The following is an 18,225-nucleotide window of genomic DNA, read 5'->3' on the forward strand; positions in this document are numbered from 1 at the left end:
CGCAATGAGCCGCCTCAAGACCCTCGAGGCGTATCTGCAGGTTGCCTCACTGGGCAGCGTCACCGCGGCGGCGCGCCATCTCGGCGTGTCGCAACCTTCGGTGAGCCGGATGATCCAGGAGCTGGAGCGCGACCTCGGCCAGCCGCTCTTCGAGCGCGCCGGCCAGCGGCTGGTCCTGACGCCGAAGGGCATGGTGCTGCGCGACGATGTCGAGCGGGCGCTGGCCGGTTTCGTCAATCTGTGGGAGCGCGCCCGCGAAGTCGTCGGCGAGGCCGAGCCGCCTATCCGGGTTTCCGCAGTCTCAGCCCTTGCCTTCGGGCTGCTGACCGATGCCTGGAAGGCGATCGGATGCCTCGACGAGCCGCCGCGGCTCGCAATCGAGGTCGAGAATCCCGACCGCGTCCAGAACTCCGTGATGTCTGGCACGGCCCAGATCGGCGCGACCAGTGCGCCCTTGCTGCATCGCGATCTCACCGTCGAGTGGCTGGGCACCGCGCCTTGCGTCCTGGCCGTGCCCGAAGGCGACCCGCTGGCGCGTCGCGAAGGGCCCGTCGAGCTGCAAGCGCTCGCCGGGCGCAGTCTCGTCGGCATGTCGATGCGCCGCGGAGTGCCCGCGCGCATTCGCGCAGCCCTCAACGCAGCCGGCGTCGATGTTCGCGTCCGGGTCCGCACCACCTCGACGATCAATGCGCTCTCCTTCATCGAGGCCGGAGCGGGTGTCGCGATCGTCGAGCCGCTGACATTGACCGGCCGCCCGACGCCGGGCGTCCGCATCCTGCCGCTGGCGACGCCGATCCCCTATTGCTTCGGGGTGGTGACAGCACGCGGCGTCGCCGTCCCCGACAAGGCCCGCGAGCTGATCGCGGCGCTGCAGATTGCGGCGCAGGAGCGGCTGGACGATTTCACCCTGATCCCGCCCGAGGAGCACCACGCCCTCCTCGCCTCGCTGACCAAACAGGAGATGCGGCTGTGACAGCCGATCAAGACAATTTTCCCGAGGGGCTGGCAGCGCTGAACCGCCGCGTCGCCCGCGAACTCGAACTGCTGACTCTCCCGGCCGCCCACTGGGTGCCCGCGCGCAGCGCCGAGGGTGAGCCGCTGCTCGACGTCGCGGTCATCGGCGCCGGCATGGCCGGGCTGGCAGCGGCAGGCGCGCTGCGCAACATCGGCGTGCGCGCCGTCAACTACGATCGCCGCCCGAAGGGCTTCGAAGGCCCCTGGGCAACGACCGCGCGCATGGAGACGCTGCGTTCGCCCAAGACCCTGACGGGGCCGGCGCTCGGCATTCCATCGCTGACCTTCCGGGCCTGGTTCGAAGCGCAGTTCGGCACCGAGGATTGGGAGCAGCTCGACAAGATCCCGCGCCTGATGTGGATGGATTATCTGCGCTGGTTCCGCGACGTGCTGCGCCTCGATGTCCGCAACGGCCATGATGTCACCGCGATCCGCTTGCATCCGGACCATATCGCGGTCGAGATGGCGACGGAGAAGGGGCCTCGCCATGTGCGCGCCCGCCATGTCGTGCTGGCGACCGGCCGCGACGGGCTCGGCGGTCCGGTCGTGCCCGAGCTCGCCCGCAATCTGCCGCGCGAGCGTTGGGCTCATTCCTCCGACCCCAATGATTACACCGAGCTGCGCGGCAAGCGCGTCGCCGTCATCGGCGCTGGCGCCTCGGCGATGGACAGCGCCGGCACGGCGCTCGAAGCCGGCGCGGCGCAGGTCGACCTGCTGATCCGGCGTCGGGACCTGCCGCGCATCAATCGCGGCAAGGGCATGGGCCATGCCGGCGCCGTTGCCGGGTATCGCTATCTGCCCGATGACTGGAAGTGGCGGATCAACAGCTATGTCGCTCGCGAGCAGGTGCCTCCCCCGCGCGCCAGCGTCCTGCGCGTCTCCGGCCATCCCAACGCCTTCTTCCGGCTCGGCACCTCGCTGGTCTCGGCCCGGATGGAAGGCGATGAGGTCGTCCTTGAGACCAGCATCGGCCCGATGCGGTACGATTTCGTCATCTTCTCGACCGGCTTCAAGGTCGATTGGGGCAATCGTCCCTTCCTCTCGGAAATCGCCGCATGCGCCCGCAACTGGGTCGATCGCGGCGTTCCGCCCGATGCGGAGGAGAGCCTCGGCGCCATGCCCGATCTCGGCCCGGCCTTCGAGTTCCTGCCCAAGATTCCCGGCACCTGCCCCGGCCTCGCCCGTGTGCACTGCTTCTGCTATCCGGCGATGATGTCCCACGGCACCGTGTCCGGCGACATTCCGGCGATCAGCGACGGAGCCCTGCGGCTTTCGCAGGCCATCGCCGGGCGACTCTATGTCGAGGATGTGGAGAGCCATTTCCAGCGCGGGCAGGACTACGCTGAGCCCGAGATCTTCGGCGACGAGTGGGTGCCGATCCTGCCTGAAGAGACGGCGGTTCCGGTCTGATGCTTGGCTGGCTGCTCCAACGTATCGCGCAAGCGCTCCTCGTCATCGTGGCGATGTCGCTCGTCGTGTTCCTGGGCATGCACGCCATTGGCAATCCCGCCGACATTCTGCTTGCGCCTGACGCGACGCAGGCCGACCGTGCCGAGCTCATCGCGCAGCTCGGCCTCGATAGCCCGCTCTGGCAGCAATATCTCAGCTTTGCAGCGAGTGCGCTGCGGGGCGATCTCGGCCGCAGCTTCGTCTACAACGTCCCAGCTGTGACGCTGATCCTGCAGCGCCTGCCGGCAACGCTCGAACTTGCCTTCGCCGCGACGATCTTCGCGATCACCCTCGGCGTGCCGCTCGGGCTCTATGCCGGGCTCTATCCCGAGCGCCCATTTTCGAAGCTGATCCAGACCGGCAGCATCCTCGGCTTCTCACTGCCGACCTTCTGGGTCGGGCTCCTGCTGATCATGACCTTCAGCGTGTCGCTCGGCTGGCTTCCGGCAAGCGGGCGCGGCCAAACGGTGCGTGTCTTCGGCGTCGAATGGTCCTTCCTGACACTGAATGGCTGGCGCCACCTGCTGCTGCCGGCGATCAACCTGTCGCTGTTCAAGGTCTCGCTGGTGATCCGGCTGACGCGGGCCGGCGTGCGCGAGGTGCTGCCGCTCGACTATGTCCGTTTTGCCCGCGCCAAGGGCCTGCGCCGCGGCCGGATCGTGGTGATGCATATCCTGCGCAACATCATGATCCCGCTGGTGACCGTGCTCGGGCTGGAGCTCGGCTCGACCATCGCGTTCGCGGTTGTGACCGAGAGCATTTTCGCCTGGCCGGGCTCCGGCAAGCTCATCCTCGACAGCATCAACGCGCTCGACCGGCCGGTGGTCATGGCCTACCTGCTCGTGGTCGTGACGCTCTTTGTCGTCATCAATCTCGTCGTCGACATTCTCTATCGCATCCTCGATCCGCGCGTCCGCGAGGAGGCCTCGGCATGACGAGCGTTCCCGTCGTCACCGGCCGCCGCCCCGCGATCAGCGCGCTCATCCGCTTCCTGCGGGCGCCTGCGGCCGTGATCGGGCTTGGCCTGCTGACGCTGCTGATCCTTGGCGCCGTCTTCGCCGCACAGATCGCGCCGCAGAACCCCTTCGACCTCGCGGCCATCGACGTGCTCGACGCAAGGCTTCCACCCGGCTCGGCCTCCTCGGGCGGCGATCTCACCTATTGGCTCGGCACCGACGGCCAGGGCCGCGATCTCTTCTCCGCCATCCTCTACGGACTGCGCACCAGCCTCACGGTCGGCGTCGGCTCGGCGGTGCTGGCTGGCATTCTCGGCATCCTGCTCGGCCTGATCGCGGCCTGGAGCGGCGGGTTCGTCGATGCGCTGATCATGCGGCTCGTCGACCTGCTGATGTCGCTGCCCTCGATCCTCGTTGCGTTGCTGATGCTCGCGCTGCTGGGCCGGGGCATCGGCAATGTCGTGCTGACGTTGGTGCTGCTGGAATGGGCCTATTACGCCCGCACGGCGCGCGCCCAGGCACTGGTCGAGCGCAAGCGCGATTATTTCGAGGCGGCGCGGGGCCTGGGGCTTCCGACCTCGCGGATCCTGCTGCGCCATGTCCTGCCCAATTGCCTGCCGCCGCTGCTCGTCATCGCCGCCTTGCAGGTCGCGCGCGCCATCACGCTGGAGGCGACGCTCTCCTTCCTCGGCCTGGGCGCCCCGGTGACGCAGCCCTCGCTGGGCCTGCTGATCGCCAACGGCTTCCAGTTCATGCTCTCGGGCGAATACTGGATCAGCTTCTTTCCGGGCCTGACGCTGCTTACCGCCATCGTCGCGATCAATCTGGTCGGCGACCGCCTGCGCGAGGTGCTCGATCCGAGGGCGCTGAAATGACGGCGCCCCTGCTCGAAGTCCGCAATCTGCGCACCCGCTTCCGCACCGATCGCGGCGATCTCGACGCCGTGCGCGACGTCTCCTTCAGCTTGCGGGCCGGCGAGACGCTCGGGCTCGTCGGCGAGAGCGGCTCGGGCAAATCCGTCACCGGCTTCTCGATCATGGGGCTGATCGACCCGCCCGGCCGGATCGTCGGCGGCGAGATCCTGTTCCGCGGGCAGGACCTGACAAAGCTCGACGAGGAGAGCCTGCGCCGCCTGCGCGGCAACCGCATCGCCATGGTCTTTCAGGACCCGATGATGACGCTGAACCCGGTGCTTCGGATCAGCACGCAGATGATCGAGACGATCCGCGCCCACGAAACGATCGACGACGCCTCGGCCCGCATCCGCGCGCGGGATCTGCTGGGCGCCATGGGCATCCCGAGCCCGGAGGCGCGACTCGACGCCTATCCGCATCAGCTCTCGGGCGGCATGCGCCAGCGCGTCGCCATCGCCATCGCACTGATCAACCGGCCCGACCTGATCATCGCCGACGAGCCGACGACCGCGCTCGACGTCTCGATCCAGGCGCAGATCCTGGCCGAGGTTCAGCAACTGACCCGCGAGAGCGGCACTGCGCTGCTCTGGATCACCCACGACCTCTCGGTCATCGCCGGCATCGCCGACGAGATCGCCGTGATGTATGCCGGCCGCATCGTCGAGCAGGGTGGCGTCGACGCCGTGCTCGACCGGCCGAGCCATCCCTATACGGCCGGGCTGATCGGCAGCCTGCCGGGGGCAAGCGCACCGGGCTCGATGCTGGTCCAGATTCCCGGCACCACGCCGGACATGGTCGACCCGCCTGATGGCTGCGCCTTCGGGCCGCGCTGCGCGCGCCGTGCCGATGATTGCGCCCGCCAGCCCGCCTTCACGCAAGGCGAACACAAGCTGCGCTGCTTCCACCCTCTCTCCGGCCCGGCTTCGCTCGCCGAGGTGGCGGCATGACGACGATCGCTTCCTCTTCCGCTCCCGCGCTTGAGACGCGCGACCTGAGCCGCCGTTTCGGCCGTGCGGACGGGCTTGCGGTCAAGCTGCATCTCGCCAAGCGTCAGCCTGTCATCCATGCGCTCGACGGTATCGACCTCACCATCCCGACCGGCGAATTCGTCGGCCTCGTCGGCGAATCCGGCAGCGGCAAGTCGACCCTGGGTCGCATCGCCGCCGGACTGCTGCCGCCGAGCGGCGGCGATGTTCGCGTCTTCGGGCGCGATCCGCAGGGTGACCGCTCGGTTCATCGCGACGTGCAGCTCATCTTCCAGGACCCTCAGGCGAGCTTGAACCCGCGCATGCGCGTCGCCGCGGCGATCGGCGAGGCGCCGCTCGTCCACGGCATGGTCGGTCGCTCCGAACTCGACGACTATGTCTGCGCGCAGATGCGCCGGGCCGGGCTCGATCCCGCCTATCGCCAGCGCTTTCCGCATCAGTTCTCCGGTGGGCAGCGCCAGCGCATCTCGATCGCCCGTGCGCTCGCCATGCAGCCGCGCTTCCTGGTCTGCGACGAGTCGGTTGCCTCGCTCGACGTCTCGATCCAGGCTCAGATCCTGAACCTGTTCATGGAGCTGCGACGCGATCTCGACCTGACCTATCTCTTCATCAGCCACGATCTGCGCGTGGTGCAGCACATCGCCGACCGCGTCGTCATCATGTATCTCGGTCGCATCGTCGAGGACGCGCCCGCCGCTCGGTTCTTCGGCAGTCCCAACCACCCCTATACGCGCGGGCTGCTGGCGGAGATCCCCAACCTGAAGCAGCGGCGGCGCGTCTATGCGCCGGTGAAGGGCGAGATCCCGAGCCCGGCCGCGCCGCCGCCCGGCTGCCATTTCCACCCGCGCTGCCCGGCCGCCTTCGAGCGCTGCCGTGTCGAAAAGCCCGTCCTGCGCGCGATCGCGCCGAGCCACCGTTCCGCCTGCCACCTCAACGACGCTTCCGCGGTTCCAGCCCGCGCGCAAACAGGAGAGATCGCATGACCAAACTGAGTAGGCTTGCCCTGTCCGCGGCACTGATCGTCGCCGCGGGGACCGCCCGGGCGGACGATCTGCGCATCGGCTTCGCCGATCCGGTCTCGGCCATCGATCCCCAGCTCAACAACTATGCCGGCGACCATTCGGTGGCGCAGCATTTCTGGCCCGCCATCGTCGCGCAGAAGACGATCGGCGGCCTGGCCCCCGGCCTCGCCTCGGCCTGGAAGAACACCTCGCCCACCACCTGGGAATTCAAGATCCGCGACAAGGCGGTCTGGACCGACGGCCAGCCGGTGACAGCCGAGGACATCGCCTTTTCCTACGAGCGCGCCCAGAACGTGCCGGGCTCTGCAGCGAGCTTCAAGAGCTTCCTGCGCAGTGTCGCCAAGGTCGAGGTCAAGGACCCGCATACGCTGGTGATCACCACCAAGGAGCCGGACCCGCTGCTGCCGATCAACATCTCCAGCATCTACATCGTCAGCAAGCATATCGGCCAGAAGGCGACGACCGACGACTACAACAGCGGCAAGGCAATGGTGGTCGACGGCCCCTATGCCTTCGTCAGCTACACGCCCGGCGACCGCGTCGAGATGAAGCGCAACGACACCTACTGGGGCGAGAAGGCCGAGTGGGACAAGGTCAGCTACCGCTATATCGCCAATCCGGCGGCGCGCACCGCGGCGCTGCTGTCGGGCGATGTCGACGTGATCGACAAGGTCTCGTTCTCCGACATCGAGAAGTTGGAGAAAAACCCCAAGGTCAAGGTCTGGTCCTATCCCGGTCTGCGCGCGCTGATCCTGCAGCCGAGCTTCAATCCCGCACCGTCGAAATTCCTCACGGACAAGGCCGGCAAGCCGCTCGACAAGAACCCGCTGCTCGACGCGCGTGTCCGCCAGGCGCTCAACATGGCGATCAACCGCGAGGCGATCGCCGACCGTGTCGCGCGAGGCGGCGTGACGGTCGCGACGCAGTGGATGCCGGAAGGCACCTTCGGCTACAATCCCGACTACGCCAAGATCGCGGTCGATCCGAACAAGGCGAAGGCTCTCCTGGCCGAGGCCGGCTATCCCAACGGCTTCAAACTGACCATGCATGTGCCGGGCGAGCGCTATCCGCTGGCGCCCGAGACCGCGCAGGCCGTCGCCCAGTTCTGGACCCGCATCGGCGTCGAGACCCAGGTCGAGGTCGTGCCCTTCTCGGTCTATGTCGGCGGCGCCAACAAGAACGAATACGCGATGAGCATCATCGGCTGGGGCAACGGCACCGGCGAGGGCACCTATGCCATGACCTCGATCCTGGCGACCGTCGATCCGGCGAAGGGGCTCGGCGCCTCGAACTGGGGCCGCTACAGCAATCCCAGGCTGGACGAGGCGCTCGCCAAGGCCGGCGCCGAATTCGACGATGCCAAGCGCGAAGCGATCATCAAAGACGCCGTCAAGGTGGTGATGGACGATGCCGGGATCATCCCGCTCTACCATTACAAGAACATCTGGGCGAGCCGGCCGGACCTCAAGGTCGTGCCCTGGAACAGTGACCGTACCGTCGCCATGCAGGTCAGCAAGGCGAAGTGACGGTCGCAGCCATGGCCGTCGCGCTGATCGTCGAGCCCGCCGTCGAACTGATCGACGTGCCCCGCCGGATTGCCCTCTCCGGGTTGCCGGCGGGCGCCGAGGTGATTCTCGCAGCGGAAACGCTGCGGGGAGACCAGCTCTGGCGGGCAGAGGCGGTCTTCATCGCCGGGGCCGATGGGACCGTCGACCTGATGCGGGATGCGCCGTTGCGCGGCGACTATGCCGGCGTCGAGCCAATGGGGCTGATCTGGGCCCAGACCGGGACCGGCGACCTGTTCCATCCCGACATGGCCCGTCCGCTGGAGACGACGCTCTCCGCCCGCCTCGGCGGCAAGCCCGTTGCCTCGGCTGGCTTCACTCAGGTTCTGATGGCCGAGGGTGTCGCGCGCCGGCCCGTGTCAGAGGATGGGCTCGTCGGCACGCTCTTCCTGCCGGCGGGGGATGGGCCGCACCCGGCGATCATGATCCTCAACGGCTCCGGCGGCGGCATCAACGAACCGCGCGCGGCGCTCTGGGCCTCGCGTGGCGTCGCGGCACTGGCGCTCGGCTATTTCGGCGCGCCCGGCCTGCCGAAATACATCTCGAACACGCCGCTTGAATATTTCGCTGGAGGACTCGACTGGCTGCGCGCCGCGGTGCGCCCGAAGAACGATTTCGTCGCGGTCGCCGGGCAATCACGCGGCGGCGAGCTCGCGCTGCTGCTGGGCTCGACCTTTCCCGAAAAGGTATCGGCGGTGCTGGGCTATGTGCCGAGCGCCTTCGTCCATGGCGGGCAGGCTGCCTCCGACCCTGCTCCGGGACTCGGCCGCGACGGCCCCTGCTGGACGCTGGATGGCAAGCCGCTCGTCCATCAATGGCAGGGCAATGCCACGGCGAGCTGGAAACCTTCTGACGAAGCCGCGGGTGTGCGCCGCAATGCCGATGCGATGCGCACGGCGCTCGGTGATCCCTGCGCAATGGCGCGCGCACGGATTCCGGTCGAGCGGATTGCCGGCCCGGTGCTGCTGCTCTCAGGCGGGGATGACGGTGCCTGGCCCTCGGACCTCTATTCCCTCATCGTGCAGTCGAGCCTGATGGCTGCCGGCCATCCGCATGAGGTCGTCTGGGAGAATTGGCCCGAAGCCGGGCATTCCATCCTGTTCCCCTACACCCCGGCCACGCGCATCTCCCATCGCCACCCGATGAACGGGACCTCTTCGACCATGGGCGGAACGCCCGCCGCGAATGCAGAAGCCAACGCAGGCGCCTGGGCCAGGGCCTATGCTTTTGTGAAGCGTCACTCCGGGCTGGCCAGCTGAGGGCAATGAGCGGAGCGGGTGCGCTTGCGCCGTGCCGCTTTGCTCTTGATGCCAGGCACACGCGGCGCCGGGCTTCGCCGTCTGCATCATACCGCCCCCCTGCCCTCGCCCTTCGGACGCTGACTGGCGCAAGCCTTTTCGTAAGGCGCGGTTGAGCCCTCTTTTGCCCGCCCAACATTAGATCGATGGCTTGCTCGCATTCAGGCGCCATCCCGCTCGAGTCCGCGGCAACGCCCTGCGACGTTCGAGACGGATCAACAGTCGCTGTGGCTAGCCCGATGACGAGCTTGCCCCCAGAACGCAGTTAAGTTTCATTAACCATGCAGTCGGGGGGCTTCATGTCGACGCGTCCTGCCAGATCGAGGTTGATCATGACCGGGTCGAACGTGGAGCTTACGGACTCGGCCGAAAGGCCGCGAGTGCGCGAGGCCCAGCTTACGTCAACCGCCGCACGGGAGACACCGAACCGGCAAACCCCGTCGGAAGCGAGTTGGCCATCAACCGATGTGGGCACGCTGCTGCTGCATTGGCTGACGGTGGGAGCCGTGATGGTGAGCCTCGCCACCGGATTGCGCATTTCCGCCGATGCGCTCGATGCCGTGATTTCGCGATGGATGGCGCCGATCTTGCCGCAGGGCGAGATCTGGAGCGTCCATATCATCGCCGGCCTCACGCTATTCGGGGCATCGACGGCCTATCTCGCCTATATGGCGCTCAGCGGCCTCGGCAATCGCGTCGCTCTTCGGCGGCTGAAGATGTGGCGGATGGCCACCACGTCAAAGCTGCGCTGGATGAGCGCGAACATCCTGCTCCATTGGCTGCTCTATGCCCTCGTCGTCGTGCTCACCGTGACGGGCATCCTGCTATATCTCGGCTTCGGCGGTTGGGTTGTTTCCGTCCATGTGACGGCGGCGATGAGCATGCTCGCCTATACGCTCGTCCACATCCTGTCGCATTTCGGCTATGGCGGCTGGCGCCAGCTGCTCCGGATCTTCAGGCCGGCCCGGCTCATGCCGGCAGCGGGGCGACGCAGCCAGCGGCCTTTGCTGATGGCCACCGTTATCGCAATCCCGGTCACCGCCGCTGCGGTCGGGCTCGATTTCGGTAGCCGCGACGAACTGGTCGTCGGGCAGGCGCGAACCCCGCCGACGCTGGATGGAGTGCTCGACGAAGACGTCTGGCGCAACGCGCGGCCGGTTCGGGTCAGGACGCAGCAGGGGGCCAATCTCGGCGGATCGGGCGAGTCGACCGTCGAAATCCGCGCCGTGCACGATGGCGCCAAGATCTATTTTGCGTTCCGCTGGCAAGACCCGACGCGCTCGCTCGCCCGGCTTCCCCTGCTCAAGCAGCAGGATGGCTGGCATGTCGTCGGCACGCATGCCGGCGAAGCCGATGTGGTCGATTTCTACGAGGACAAGTTCGCTGTCATCTTCTCGCGCTCGGATGGCTTTGGAGCCGGCGGCGCGACCCATCTCGGCCCGAAGCCGCTCGACGACAAGCCCTCTTCGCTCAATCAGCGAGGCCTCCATTACACCGGCGATGGGTCGGTCATCGACATGTGGCAATGGAAGGCCTCCCGCGGCGGCCTGCTTGGCTACATGGATGATCAATATATCGGCCCCCCGCGCGAGCCCACGGCCGACGAGGCGGCCAAGCGGGCACGTTACCAAGGGGGGTACTGGAACGATCCCGGCCGAGCCTTCTACAGCTATAATTTCGGCTTCGAAGGGCCTGGCGGCTATGCGGGCCCCGTCACGCCGAAACGGTTGCCCAACGATCCCGCCGCGACCATGGCCGCTCTTGGCCGGTTCGACGCAAAGAACCCCGAGCTGATTCATGATGAGGGCACCCGGTGGTGGCTGACCGAGACCGACAGCGCCCCCTACAGCGCGGAGGCCGATGCACGCATACCGGTCGGCACCGTCATGCCCGGCGTGGTGATCCTGGGAGCCTATGAAGGAGATCGCGCCCAGATCCGTGCCGGAGCGCGCTGGAAGGATGGGTACTGGACCCTGGAAGCCTCGCGCGATCTCAAAACGGGCAGTGCCTACGATGTCGATTTCGAGCCTGGAACGCCCGTTTATCTTTGGGTGGCAGTGTTCGACCACACGCAGACGCGGCATACGCGGCACGTTCGCCCCGTCACCCTCAAGCTGCGCTAAGGCAGCGGGACACTTTTCGGAGAAGGCGCTCACACAAAGGCCTGGATCGCCACCTCGCATCCGATAGGACGCGCGGCGATCCAGCCAGGGCAGGTCGCCTCGATCAGCACCGCAAACAGAGCAGGCCATGGCTAAGCAGGTTTCCCTCGTCGTGAATGGCAAAGCAGCCGCGGTCTCGCGGGGCGACAGCCTGCTCGAAGCGGCCATGGGCGCGGGCATCCTGATTCCGCATGATTGCTGCACAGGCCAGTGCGAGACCTGCCGCGTCCGGGTCTATGCTGGCGAAGTCGATGCGCAGGGAACGCAACAGGGCGATACGGTGTTGGCTTGCCAGGCCCGCGTGATCGGCGACGCCGTCCTCCAGTTCGATGCGGTTCCCGAGGTTCGGAAGCTGGCCGCAACAGTCTCGGCCATTCGCCCGCTCTCACCCGACATCATCGAAGCCACGCTCCTGCTCAGGAGGGATTTCACCTACCTCCCGGGCCAATACGTCAAATGCAAATTCAACGGGTACCCGAGCCGCGACTACAGCCCGACCTTGCGCACCGACGGAACCGGGGAGCGCAATGAGCTGATCCTGCAGATCCGCCGGCAGGTCGGCGGGGTCGTATCGCCGGACCTCGGCACACGCATCCGCCCAGGGCACAAGGTGACCGTGCAGGGGCCTTACGGCAGTGCATTCCATCGGACTGGCGCCGGGCGTATCGTTCTGGTTGCTGCCGGCACCGGCTGGGCTCCCATCTGGGCCATAGCCCGCGCAGCGCGTTACCGGGAGCCGTCAAGGGAGATGGTCGTGATCGTCGGTGCGCGCGACCCCCGCAATCTCTACATGGCCGACTCGCTGGCCTGGTTGGCTGAAACCGGCGTCGCCAGCATCATGCCCACCAGCAGCGGCGCCAAGGCAGCCGGCATCCTGAGTGGTCGGCCCACCGATCATATGCCGGCGCTCCGGCCGGATGACACGGTCTACGTCGCCGGCTCCTTCGAGATGGTGGCGGCGGTGCAGGCGCGTTGCGAGGCTGCCGGCACGACCTGCTACGCCGACCCATTCGTAGCCTCGGTGGCAAAGCGGACGATCAGGGACAGGATCGCGGGCTTCTTCTTTGCGCGCTCTGCAAACTGGCCCAAGGCGCCGCAGACCCAGTCGACTGAAAACCTCCGCCCCTGAAGCAGCGCTGTCTCGCCGCGCTCAGGGCGCTGTCGGAATGGCGCCAAACTCCCGGATCACGCTGCCCGCATCTGGGATGCGGGTGAAGGCGATGAACTTCTCCGCCTCCGGCGTCAGCGCTCCTTCCTTGTAGACATAGGCTATTTCACCGCTGCTCGAATAGCGCGGATCCAACGGATGGAGGCCGTCGACCTTCAGCACCTGTGTGCCGATGTCGAGAAGCCGGCTATACGGCCCGAAACCGATCGTGCCCTCCGTCAGGCGAACCGTCTCGACGGCCTCCTGTGTCGACGTCGCCGTCTTCGAGCGTTCGGTGATCTCGAGGTTTCGCCAACCCGGCATGGTAGCCCGCAAGGTCGTGAGCGTGCTGTCCGCCTCTTCGCGCCGGACGACGCGGATACGCTGGTCGGCTCCGCCGACGTCCTTCCAGTTGGAAATCCGGCCCGCATAGATGCCCGTCAATTGCTCTCCGCTCAGCTGCGTAACGCCAGCGCTGGGATGAACGAAGAAGGCGCAGGATATCTTGGCCACCGGCACGTAGATCAAGCCGCGTGCTCGCTCGGCATCGGTGAGCACACGGGCGACGCGGGCCAGCTTCGCCGTTCCGGAGCCGACCGCGGCAATGCCGCCGCCCGAGCCGATACTGGGAGGAATCTTGACCTCTATGGTCGGTTCGACGTCCCGGAAGCGCTTGGCGACGGCCTGAAGCATCTCCACGCCATCCCCCGTGCCGACCACGATCAGCTCGTCGGCCCTGACGGGATTGCAGAGAGCCAGAAGACCAAAGATCAATGCAGTCGAGCGGGATGTCATAGATCGATAAAATCTTCCGCTAAAGGATGATCAGAATTGCCATGACCGCATGAACAATTTCTAACCGAAAACGTAAAAATGATAGGATTTTTCTTCTAGTTTTGAATTTACGTAAGCTTCAATGGTTGCTGCCAGGATGGACGAAAAATTTCCGTCGTGGAGTGGGCTTCGTGCCGCAGGATCAGGCCAGCGCCAGGCAGATCGATAAACCTGGCCGCACGGATGGGCGTTCCCTGCGCCATGTATTAAGGTCCATGGGCGCCCGGAGGTGGCGCCTGCGCTCAGCTTGGCGTGATTGGATTTCGACGGCTCATATCGGAACCCATCTTGCCTTCGTGGTCATGGTGACGGGAGCCGGAACCTTTGCTGTTGTTGGGCTCGTTGCCCTGTTGCGCCTCAGTGAGGATGCCGTCGAACAGGCGCATGCGCTGGCACAGCTGTCCCGCCAGCAGATCGCGCGCAGGCTCGACGCCGAAGCCTTGCTCGCCCAGGCGCGCGTCTCGGTGCTGCTCGGCGAAGCGAGTCGGCAAACGCGGTATCTCGCCCAGCGGCTCGACATCGTGAAGGCAGTCGATTCCGCCAATCATGTGGCCATTCAGGAGTTGCTGGCTCCCGCCAGCGTCACCGGCGAACTCGACGCTTTGCTCGTCGCCGATGCGACCGGCTCCGTCATCGGCGGCAGCCGCGTGTCAGACCTGCTCGCCGCTTCAGAAGCTCTCTCGGCACTTGGCGTCAAGGAGGCCATCACTTCGATCTTCAAGGACAATCGCCGCCTGGTCCGATGGTCTCATCACGCAACGTACCGGGTGTCGGAAAGCTTCAATGCCGCGGTAGGGCTCCCGCAAGGCCGAACCATCGCACATCTCGCGATCGAACCCGTCTTTGACGACTTCGGCGATGTGGCGGGAGCGCTGGTGGGTCTGAGAACGCTAGCCCCTTCGGAGAAAACTCTCGAGCTCTTCGCCGGAATTGTGCAGGCCGGCGTCGCTGTCGTGGATGGCGACAAGATCATCTCCGCCGGCGGTGAGCCGCCGGTCGGCCTCAAGCCAGCCGCTTCGCAAACACCTGACGGTCTGCTCACGATGGACGGGAGCAGGCGCGTGGCGCGTTGCGTCCCCGATCAACTCGGCCTTCTGGTCTGTGTCCATGTCGATGCCGCGCAGGTCGAGGAAACGCAGAATGAACTGCAGCGCATCAGCGAGCGTCAGGCCGGCACCCTGTTTCGATGGTTCCTGTTTCTTGCTGCTGGCGCGCTCGGCGTGCTGGTGCTGGTGGTCTTGATCAGCGTCAAGCGCGCCACCCGCGGTCTGCCTCAATTGGCGTCCGCCGCGACGTCGGTGGCGCGCGGCGACCTCGATATCCCGTTCAACGCATCCGGTATCGGCGAGGTGCGCAGCCTCGGGCAAGCCTTCGAAGTGATGCTCTCGAACCTTCGCGAGAGCCTTGGCCGCATCCGGCAGCTCGCCTTCTTCGACCAGATGACGGAGCTCGCCAACCGGGAGAAGATCCGCATCGAGGGGATGAGCACCTTGCTGAGCGGCAAGGATGTCGTGGCCTTCTTCTTCATCGACGTCGACCGCTTCAAATCGATCAACGACACGTTCGGCCACAAGACAGGCGACGTTCTGCTTCGGCAGTTGGCCTCTCGCCTCAAGCAGTTCTTCGAGGAGCGGCAGGAGGCTGGAGACTTCCGTCATTTCTCGGCCGGGCGCTTGAGCGGTGACGAGTTCCTGATCATTCTGAGCGGGCCGCTGACCGTTGATGGCCTCCGTGCTTGTGCAGAAGCTCTGATCCAGAGATTGAGCGAGAATTACGTCATCGATCGCACCCATATGACGATCGGAGCAAGTATCGGAATTGCGATCTCCGGCCGGGACGGCGTCAGATATGACGAACTTCTCGTCAACGCCGATGTTGCGATGTACGAAGCCAAACGGAAGGGGCGGAACTCTTTCGCGTTCTTCACCGCGGAAGCGGCGGAGCTCATGCATGAGCGGAGAGCGCTCGAGCAGGACCTGCGAACCGCATTGCGGGACGGCTCGCTCGATGTCTTCTACCAGCCGATGATCTCTCTGGCCGACAACGGAGTTGTGGGGGCCGAGGCTCTGGTGCGTTGGGCGCATCCCTCGCGGGGCGCCATTCCTCCCGGAAAGTTCATCAGCGTCGCGGAAGAAGCAGGCTTGATCGCCGATCTCGGCCAATTTGTCCTCGCGCGGGCGATAGAGGAGCTTCGCCAAGCGGGCGAGATCAGAATCTCGGTCAATGTCTCGGTCCTGCAACTGGAAGATCCGACTTTTGCCATCTCGGTGGAGAACTGCCTCCTGAAGGCAGGTGTGCCGCCCTCGCGCCTCGAGTTGGAGGTGACCGAGTCCGTGGCCATGCGTGCTTCGGACGTTGTTCAAAGACAGCTGAGGCAATTGCGGGCGCTTGGCGTCCGCTTCTCGATCGACGATTTCGGAACCGGCTACTCCAATCTCTCGATGCTCGCCCGCCTGAAGTTCGATACGCTCAAGATCGATCGTTCGCTGGTTCAGGGTGCGCGAGCGAGCGTCGAACAGCAGGTGATCGTCCGGACGATTCTGTCGTTGTCGCGCTCGCTGGGCTTCGGCACCATTGTCGAGGGCATCGAGCAGGTGGAGGATCTGGCCTTCATGATGAAGGAAGGTGCCGACGTGGCTCAAGGCTACTATTTCAGCGAGGCACTTCCGATCCGGAGCTTTGAGGCCTTCGTGAATGCAAGACGCCTGCGCCAGATCTCCAGGTCCGGCAAAATGCTCCTGAGCCAGCTTGAACCTTATCCGGATATCAAGCGCTCATCGCGATAGGCCCAGAACGCTCTGGCTCGCGACCTCCCTGACAATGGCATCGGGTCCGATCTTGCGCGGCAGCTGATTTGGGCAGTGCGGGGCGCGGCGATCCCCGTCCGTATCAAACGCTCCAGGTCCTTGGGTCGGTCCGTCGGAAGAAGCCCTTCCGCTCGGTAAATCGAGCAGTCGCGGTTTTTCAGCGGCCGTTTACCGGAGCGCGATAGTTCATCATGCATGTATTCCCGTCCAGTGACGGAGGAGCCGCCGTGCCGCCCAAAGCATCTGCCCCACCCGGCGGCTTCGAGCCTCGCCTGCATCGTTTCATGAGCGTGACGCTGGAACTTGCTCCTGGCGTTCTCGTGCCGCGTCAGGAAACCGAGCTGCTCGGAAGGCGCGCGATCGCGATCCTTCACGATCGCGCTCCGGGTTCCACGGTGATCGACATGTGCTGCGGCTCGGGCAACCTTGCTCTGGCAATCGCAGCCGGAGTTCCATCGGCCCGTGTCTGGGCGGCGGACATGACCGACAGCACGGTTGCGCTGGCCCGGAGCAATGCCGAGCGCTTGGCCGTTCAGGACCGTGTCACCATCCGGCAAGGCGATCTGTTCGGCGCCCTGGCAGAGGACGGGCTTGCCGGCGCGGCCGACATGATCGTCTGCAACCCGCCTTATATCTCGACCGCACGCCTCGAAGGCGAGAGTGCTCATCTGCTGGAAGCCGAGCCGCGCGAGGCCTTCGACGGGGGGCCTTATGGCATCTCGATCCATCAGCGGCTGATCCGGGACGCAGTCGATTTCCTTAAGCCGGACGGCTGGCTGCTGTTCGAGTTCGGGCAGGGGCAGGACCGCCAGGTCACGGCGCTGATAACCAGAACCAAAGCCTATGAGCCCGTGACATTCGCCGCGGACGAAGACGGAATGCCGCGCGTCGCGCTTGCTCGCAAACTGCGGAACGGCGCGCCCGCGACCGCATCTTCGGCTGGTTGAGCATGAGCCAGGTTCGCCCCCTGCAGGTCGCGGATATTCCGGCTGTCGCCGGGCTCTTTCAAAGAACCTTCCGGGACGACAGGAAACCGCCTCCTCCGGCGCTCGAAGCCTATCTGCGCCGGCTGTATCTCGAAGCTCCGCTGTGCGATCCGGATATCGCGTCGCTTGTCCATGTTGCGAGCGAAGGTGACATCTCCGGCTTTGTCGGCGTGAATGTGCTGCCGATGAGCCATGGCCCTCGCAAGCTGCGTGCTGCCATCTGCGGTTCGCTGATGGTCGAGCCGCGGGCGAACAACCCGATGGCCGGCGCAAGGTTGCTCAGAACATTCCTGGCCGGGCCGCAGGACATCTCGTTCAGCGAGACCGCGAACGCCCTGTCGACGCAGATGTGGACGAGACTGCGCGGAGTCGCCCTGCCCCAATACAGCCTGGATTGGCTCCGGGTGATCCGGCCCTCCGCCTTCGTGCTCGACCTGGCGTCGAGACGGATCGGCGCCGCCCGCTTGTTCGACCCGCTCGCGCGCGGGCTCGATCGCTACCTGCGCGGACGGATGCAGGAGAATGAGCTGCGTTGGACCGGAGTTCCGGAGATCTGGACCAGCAAGGGCCTCAAGGTCACCGAAACCGATCGGGCCGGCTTTGCGGCCCTCATAGAGCCGCTGACGCGGCAGTTCGCCCTCCGCCCCGACTGGAACGAAGAGCAGCTCGCACACATCCTCGCAGAGGCGTCCCGGAAGCCGGACTACGGCGAGGCGGTCTTCGCATCCGTCTCCTCCGCCAACGGGGCTCCGATCGGCGCCTTCCTCTACCATGCCCATCCGGGCCGGGTCGCGCGCGTCCTGCAGGTTCTGGCTATGCCGGGGCAGGCTGGTTCCGTTATCGACTGCCTGATCGGCCATGCGGCGCAGCGCGGCGCTGCCGGTCTGCGCGGCCGGACGCAGCCCGCCCTGCTGGCCGCGATGCTGGGTCGGCGGGTTGCCTTCACCCAACCCGCCTCGACCGTCGTGCATTCGCGCGACGAGGAGTTGGTGAACGCGTTCGTGAACGCGCAGGGTTTCTTCAACGGGCTGGCCGGTGAACACTGGAATCGCCTGGCCGGGGAGCCGTTCGAATAGCCGGCGCCT

The 18,225-nt window shown here is 65.9% G+C and carries 14 protein-coding genes; 13 read left to right on the plus strand and 1 reads right to left on the minus strand.

Annotated features, from left to right (window positions below; translation table 11 throughout):
* Positions 1 to 4: 4 nt before the first annotated feature.
* The 10 genes from AC1DIN_RS21855 (at position 5) to AC1DIN_RS21900 (ending at position 12,495) form a co-directional block, all read left to right on the plus strand.
* Entirely contained in the window at positions 5 to 973 is a 969-nt protein-coding gene (locus AC1DIN_RS21855; protein ID WP_441468995.1) for a LysR family transcriptional regulator, read from the plus strand.
* Positions 970 to 2,424 (plus strand): SidA/IucD/PvdA family monooxygenase, encoded by a 1,455-nt coding sequence (locus tag AC1DIN_RS21860; RefSeq protein WP_476811284.1) that lies wholly within the window; start codon positions 970 to 972, stop codon positions 2,422 to 2,424. The genes AC1DIN_RS21855 and AC1DIN_RS21860 overlap by 4 nt, the downstream gene beginning before the upstream one ends.
* Complete coding sequence (locus AC1DIN_RS21865; protein WP_476811285.1) at positions 2,424 to 3,398, plus strand: ABC transporter permease; 975 nt, start codon at positions 2,424 to 2,426, stop codon at positions 3,396 to 3,398. Before AC1DIN_RS21860 ends, AC1DIN_RS21865 begins: the two co-directional genes overlap by 1 nt.
* Positions 3,395 to 4,294, plus strand: coding sequence for an ABC transporter permease (locus AC1DIN_RS21870; RefSeq protein ID WP_441468998.1), 900 nt, complete (start codon positions 3,395 to 3,397; stop codon positions 4,292 to 4,294). Before AC1DIN_RS21865 ends, AC1DIN_RS21870 begins: the two co-directional genes overlap by 4 nt.
* On the plus strand, positions 4,291 to 5,280 hold the full coding sequence (locus AC1DIN_RS21875; protein ID WP_476811286.1) for an ABC transporter ATP-binding protein: 990 nt from the start codon (positions 4,291 to 4,293) through the stop codon (positions 5,278 to 5,280). Before AC1DIN_RS21870 ends, AC1DIN_RS21875 begins: the two co-directional genes overlap by 4 nt.
* The gene (locus AC1DIN_RS21880) at positions 5,277 to 6,302 is read left to right on the plus strand and encodes an ABC transporter ATP-binding protein (protein ID WP_476811287.1); all 1,026 of its coding nucleotides are present in this window, start codon (positions 5,277 to 5,279) and stop codon (positions 6,300 to 6,302) included. The genes AC1DIN_RS21875 and AC1DIN_RS21880 overlap by 4 nt, the downstream gene beginning before the upstream one ends.
* Positions 6,299 to 7,867 (plus strand): ABC transporter substrate-binding protein, encoded by a 1,569-nt coding sequence (locus AC1DIN_RS21885; RefSeq protein WP_441469001.1) that lies wholly within the window; start codon positions 6,299 to 6,301, stop codon positions 7,865 to 7,867. The genes AC1DIN_RS21880 and AC1DIN_RS21885 overlap by 4 nt, the downstream gene beginning before the upstream one ends.
* Positions 7,864 to 9,165: an acyl-CoA thioesterase/bile acid-CoA:amino acid N-acyltransferase family protein gene (locus tag AC1DIN_RS21890; RefSeq protein ID WP_476811288.1), complete on the plus strand. Its 1,302-nt coding sequence runs from the start codon at positions 7,864 to 7,866 to the stop codon at positions 9,163 to 9,165. The genes AC1DIN_RS21885 and AC1DIN_RS21890 overlap by 4 nt, the downstream gene beginning before the upstream one ends.
* A gap of 506 nt (positions 9,166 to 9,671) precedes the next feature.
* Positions 9,672 to 11,327 (plus strand): ethylbenzene dehydrogenase-related protein, encoded by a 1,656-nt coding sequence (locus tag AC1DIN_RS21895; protein ID WP_476811289.1) that lies wholly within the window; start codon positions 9,672 to 9,674, stop codon positions 11,325 to 11,327.
* Positions 11,328 to 11,454: 127 nt separating this feature from the next.
* A complete protein-coding gene (locus AC1DIN_RS21900) occupies positions 11,455 to 12,495 on the plus strand; it encodes a 2Fe-2S iron-sulfur cluster-binding protein (protein WP_476811290.1) in 1,041 nt (346 codons plus the stop codon).
* 21 nt (positions 12,496 to 12,516) lie between these two features.
* On the opposite strand, the gene AC1DIN_RS21905 is transcribed toward AC1DIN_RS21900, so the two are convergent.
* Positions 12,517 to 13,308 (minus strand): PstS family phosphate ABC transporter substrate-binding protein, encoded by a 792-nt coding sequence (locus AC1DIN_RS21905; protein WP_476811291.1) that lies wholly within the window; start codon positions 13,306 to 13,308, stop codon positions 12,517 to 12,519.
* 170 nt (positions 13,309 to 13,478) lie between these two features.
* Here AC1DIN_RS21905 and AC1DIN_RS21910 point away from each other — a divergent pair, with 170 nt between their 5' ends.
* The 3 genes from AC1DIN_RS21910 to AC1DIN_RS21920 all read left to right on the plus strand — a co-directional run bounded on the left by AC1DIN_RS21910 (position 13,479) and on the right by AC1DIN_RS21920 (position 18,216).
* A complete protein-coding gene (locus AC1DIN_RS21910) occupies positions 13,479 to 16,133 on the plus strand; it encodes a bifunctional diguanylate cyclase/phosphodiesterase (RefSeq protein WP_476811292.1) in 2,655 nt (884 codons plus the stop codon).
* 305 nt (positions 16,134 to 16,438) lie between these two features.
* A complete protein-coding gene (locus AC1DIN_RS21915) occupies positions 16,439 to 17,101 on the plus strand; it encodes a N5-glutamine methyltransferase family protein (protein ID WP_441469500.1) in 663 nt (220 codons plus the stop codon).
* Positions 17,102 to 17,103: 2 nt separating this feature from the next.
* Complete coding sequence (locus AC1DIN_RS21920; RefSeq protein ID WP_476811293.1) at positions 17,104 to 18,216, plus strand: hypothetical protein; 1,113 nt, start codon at positions 17,104 to 17,106, stop codon at positions 18,214 to 18,216.
* Positions 18,217 to 18,225 lie beyond the last annotated feature (9 nt).

This window comes from Allobosea sp. 05T438 (genome assembly GCF_056396025.1).

Bases quoted from the DNA above. Each gene is read 5' to 3' on its own strand.
- AC1DIN_RS21865 (WP_476811285.1), top strand. From the start codon at position 2,424: ATGCTTGGCTGGCTGCTCCAACGTATCGCGCAAGCGCTCCTCGTCATC.
- AC1DIN_RS21900 (WP_476811290.1), top strand. From the start codon at position 11,455: ATGGCTAAGCAGGTTTCCCTCGTCGTGAATGGCAAAGCAGCCGCGGTC.
- AC1DIN_RS21885 (WP_441469001.1), top strand. From the start codon at position 6,299: ATGACCAAACTGAGTAGGCTTGCCCTGTCCGCGGCACTGATCGTCGCC.
- AC1DIN_RS21855 (WP_441468995.1), top strand. From the start codon at position 5: ATGAGCCGCCTCAAGACCCTCGAGGCGTATCTGCAGGTTGCCTCACTG.
- AC1DIN_RS21920 (WP_476811293.1), top strand. From the start codon at position 17,104: ATGAGCCAGGTTCGCCCCCTGCAGGTCGCGGATATTCCGGCTGTCGCC.
- AC1DIN_RS21915 (WP_441469500.1), top strand. From the start codon at position 16,439: ATGAGCGTGACGCTGGAACTTGCTCCTGGCGTTCTCGTGCCGCGTCAG.
- AC1DIN_RS21875 (WP_476811286.1), top strand. From the start codon at position 4,291: ATGACGGCGCCCCTGCTCGAAGTCCGCAATCTGCGCACCCGCTTCCGC.
- AC1DIN_RS21905 (WP_476811291.1), bottom strand. From the start codon at position 13,308: ATGACATCCCGCTCGACTGCATTGATCTTTGGTCTTCTGGCTCTCTGC.
- AC1DIN_RS21870 (WP_441468998.1), top strand. From the start codon at position 3,395: ATGACGAGCGTTCCCGTCGTCACCGGCCGCCGCCCCGCGATCAGCGCG.
- AC1DIN_RS21880 (WP_476811287.1), top strand. From the start codon at position 5,277: ATGACGACGATCGCTTCCTCTTCCGCTCCCGCGCTTGAGACGCGCGAC.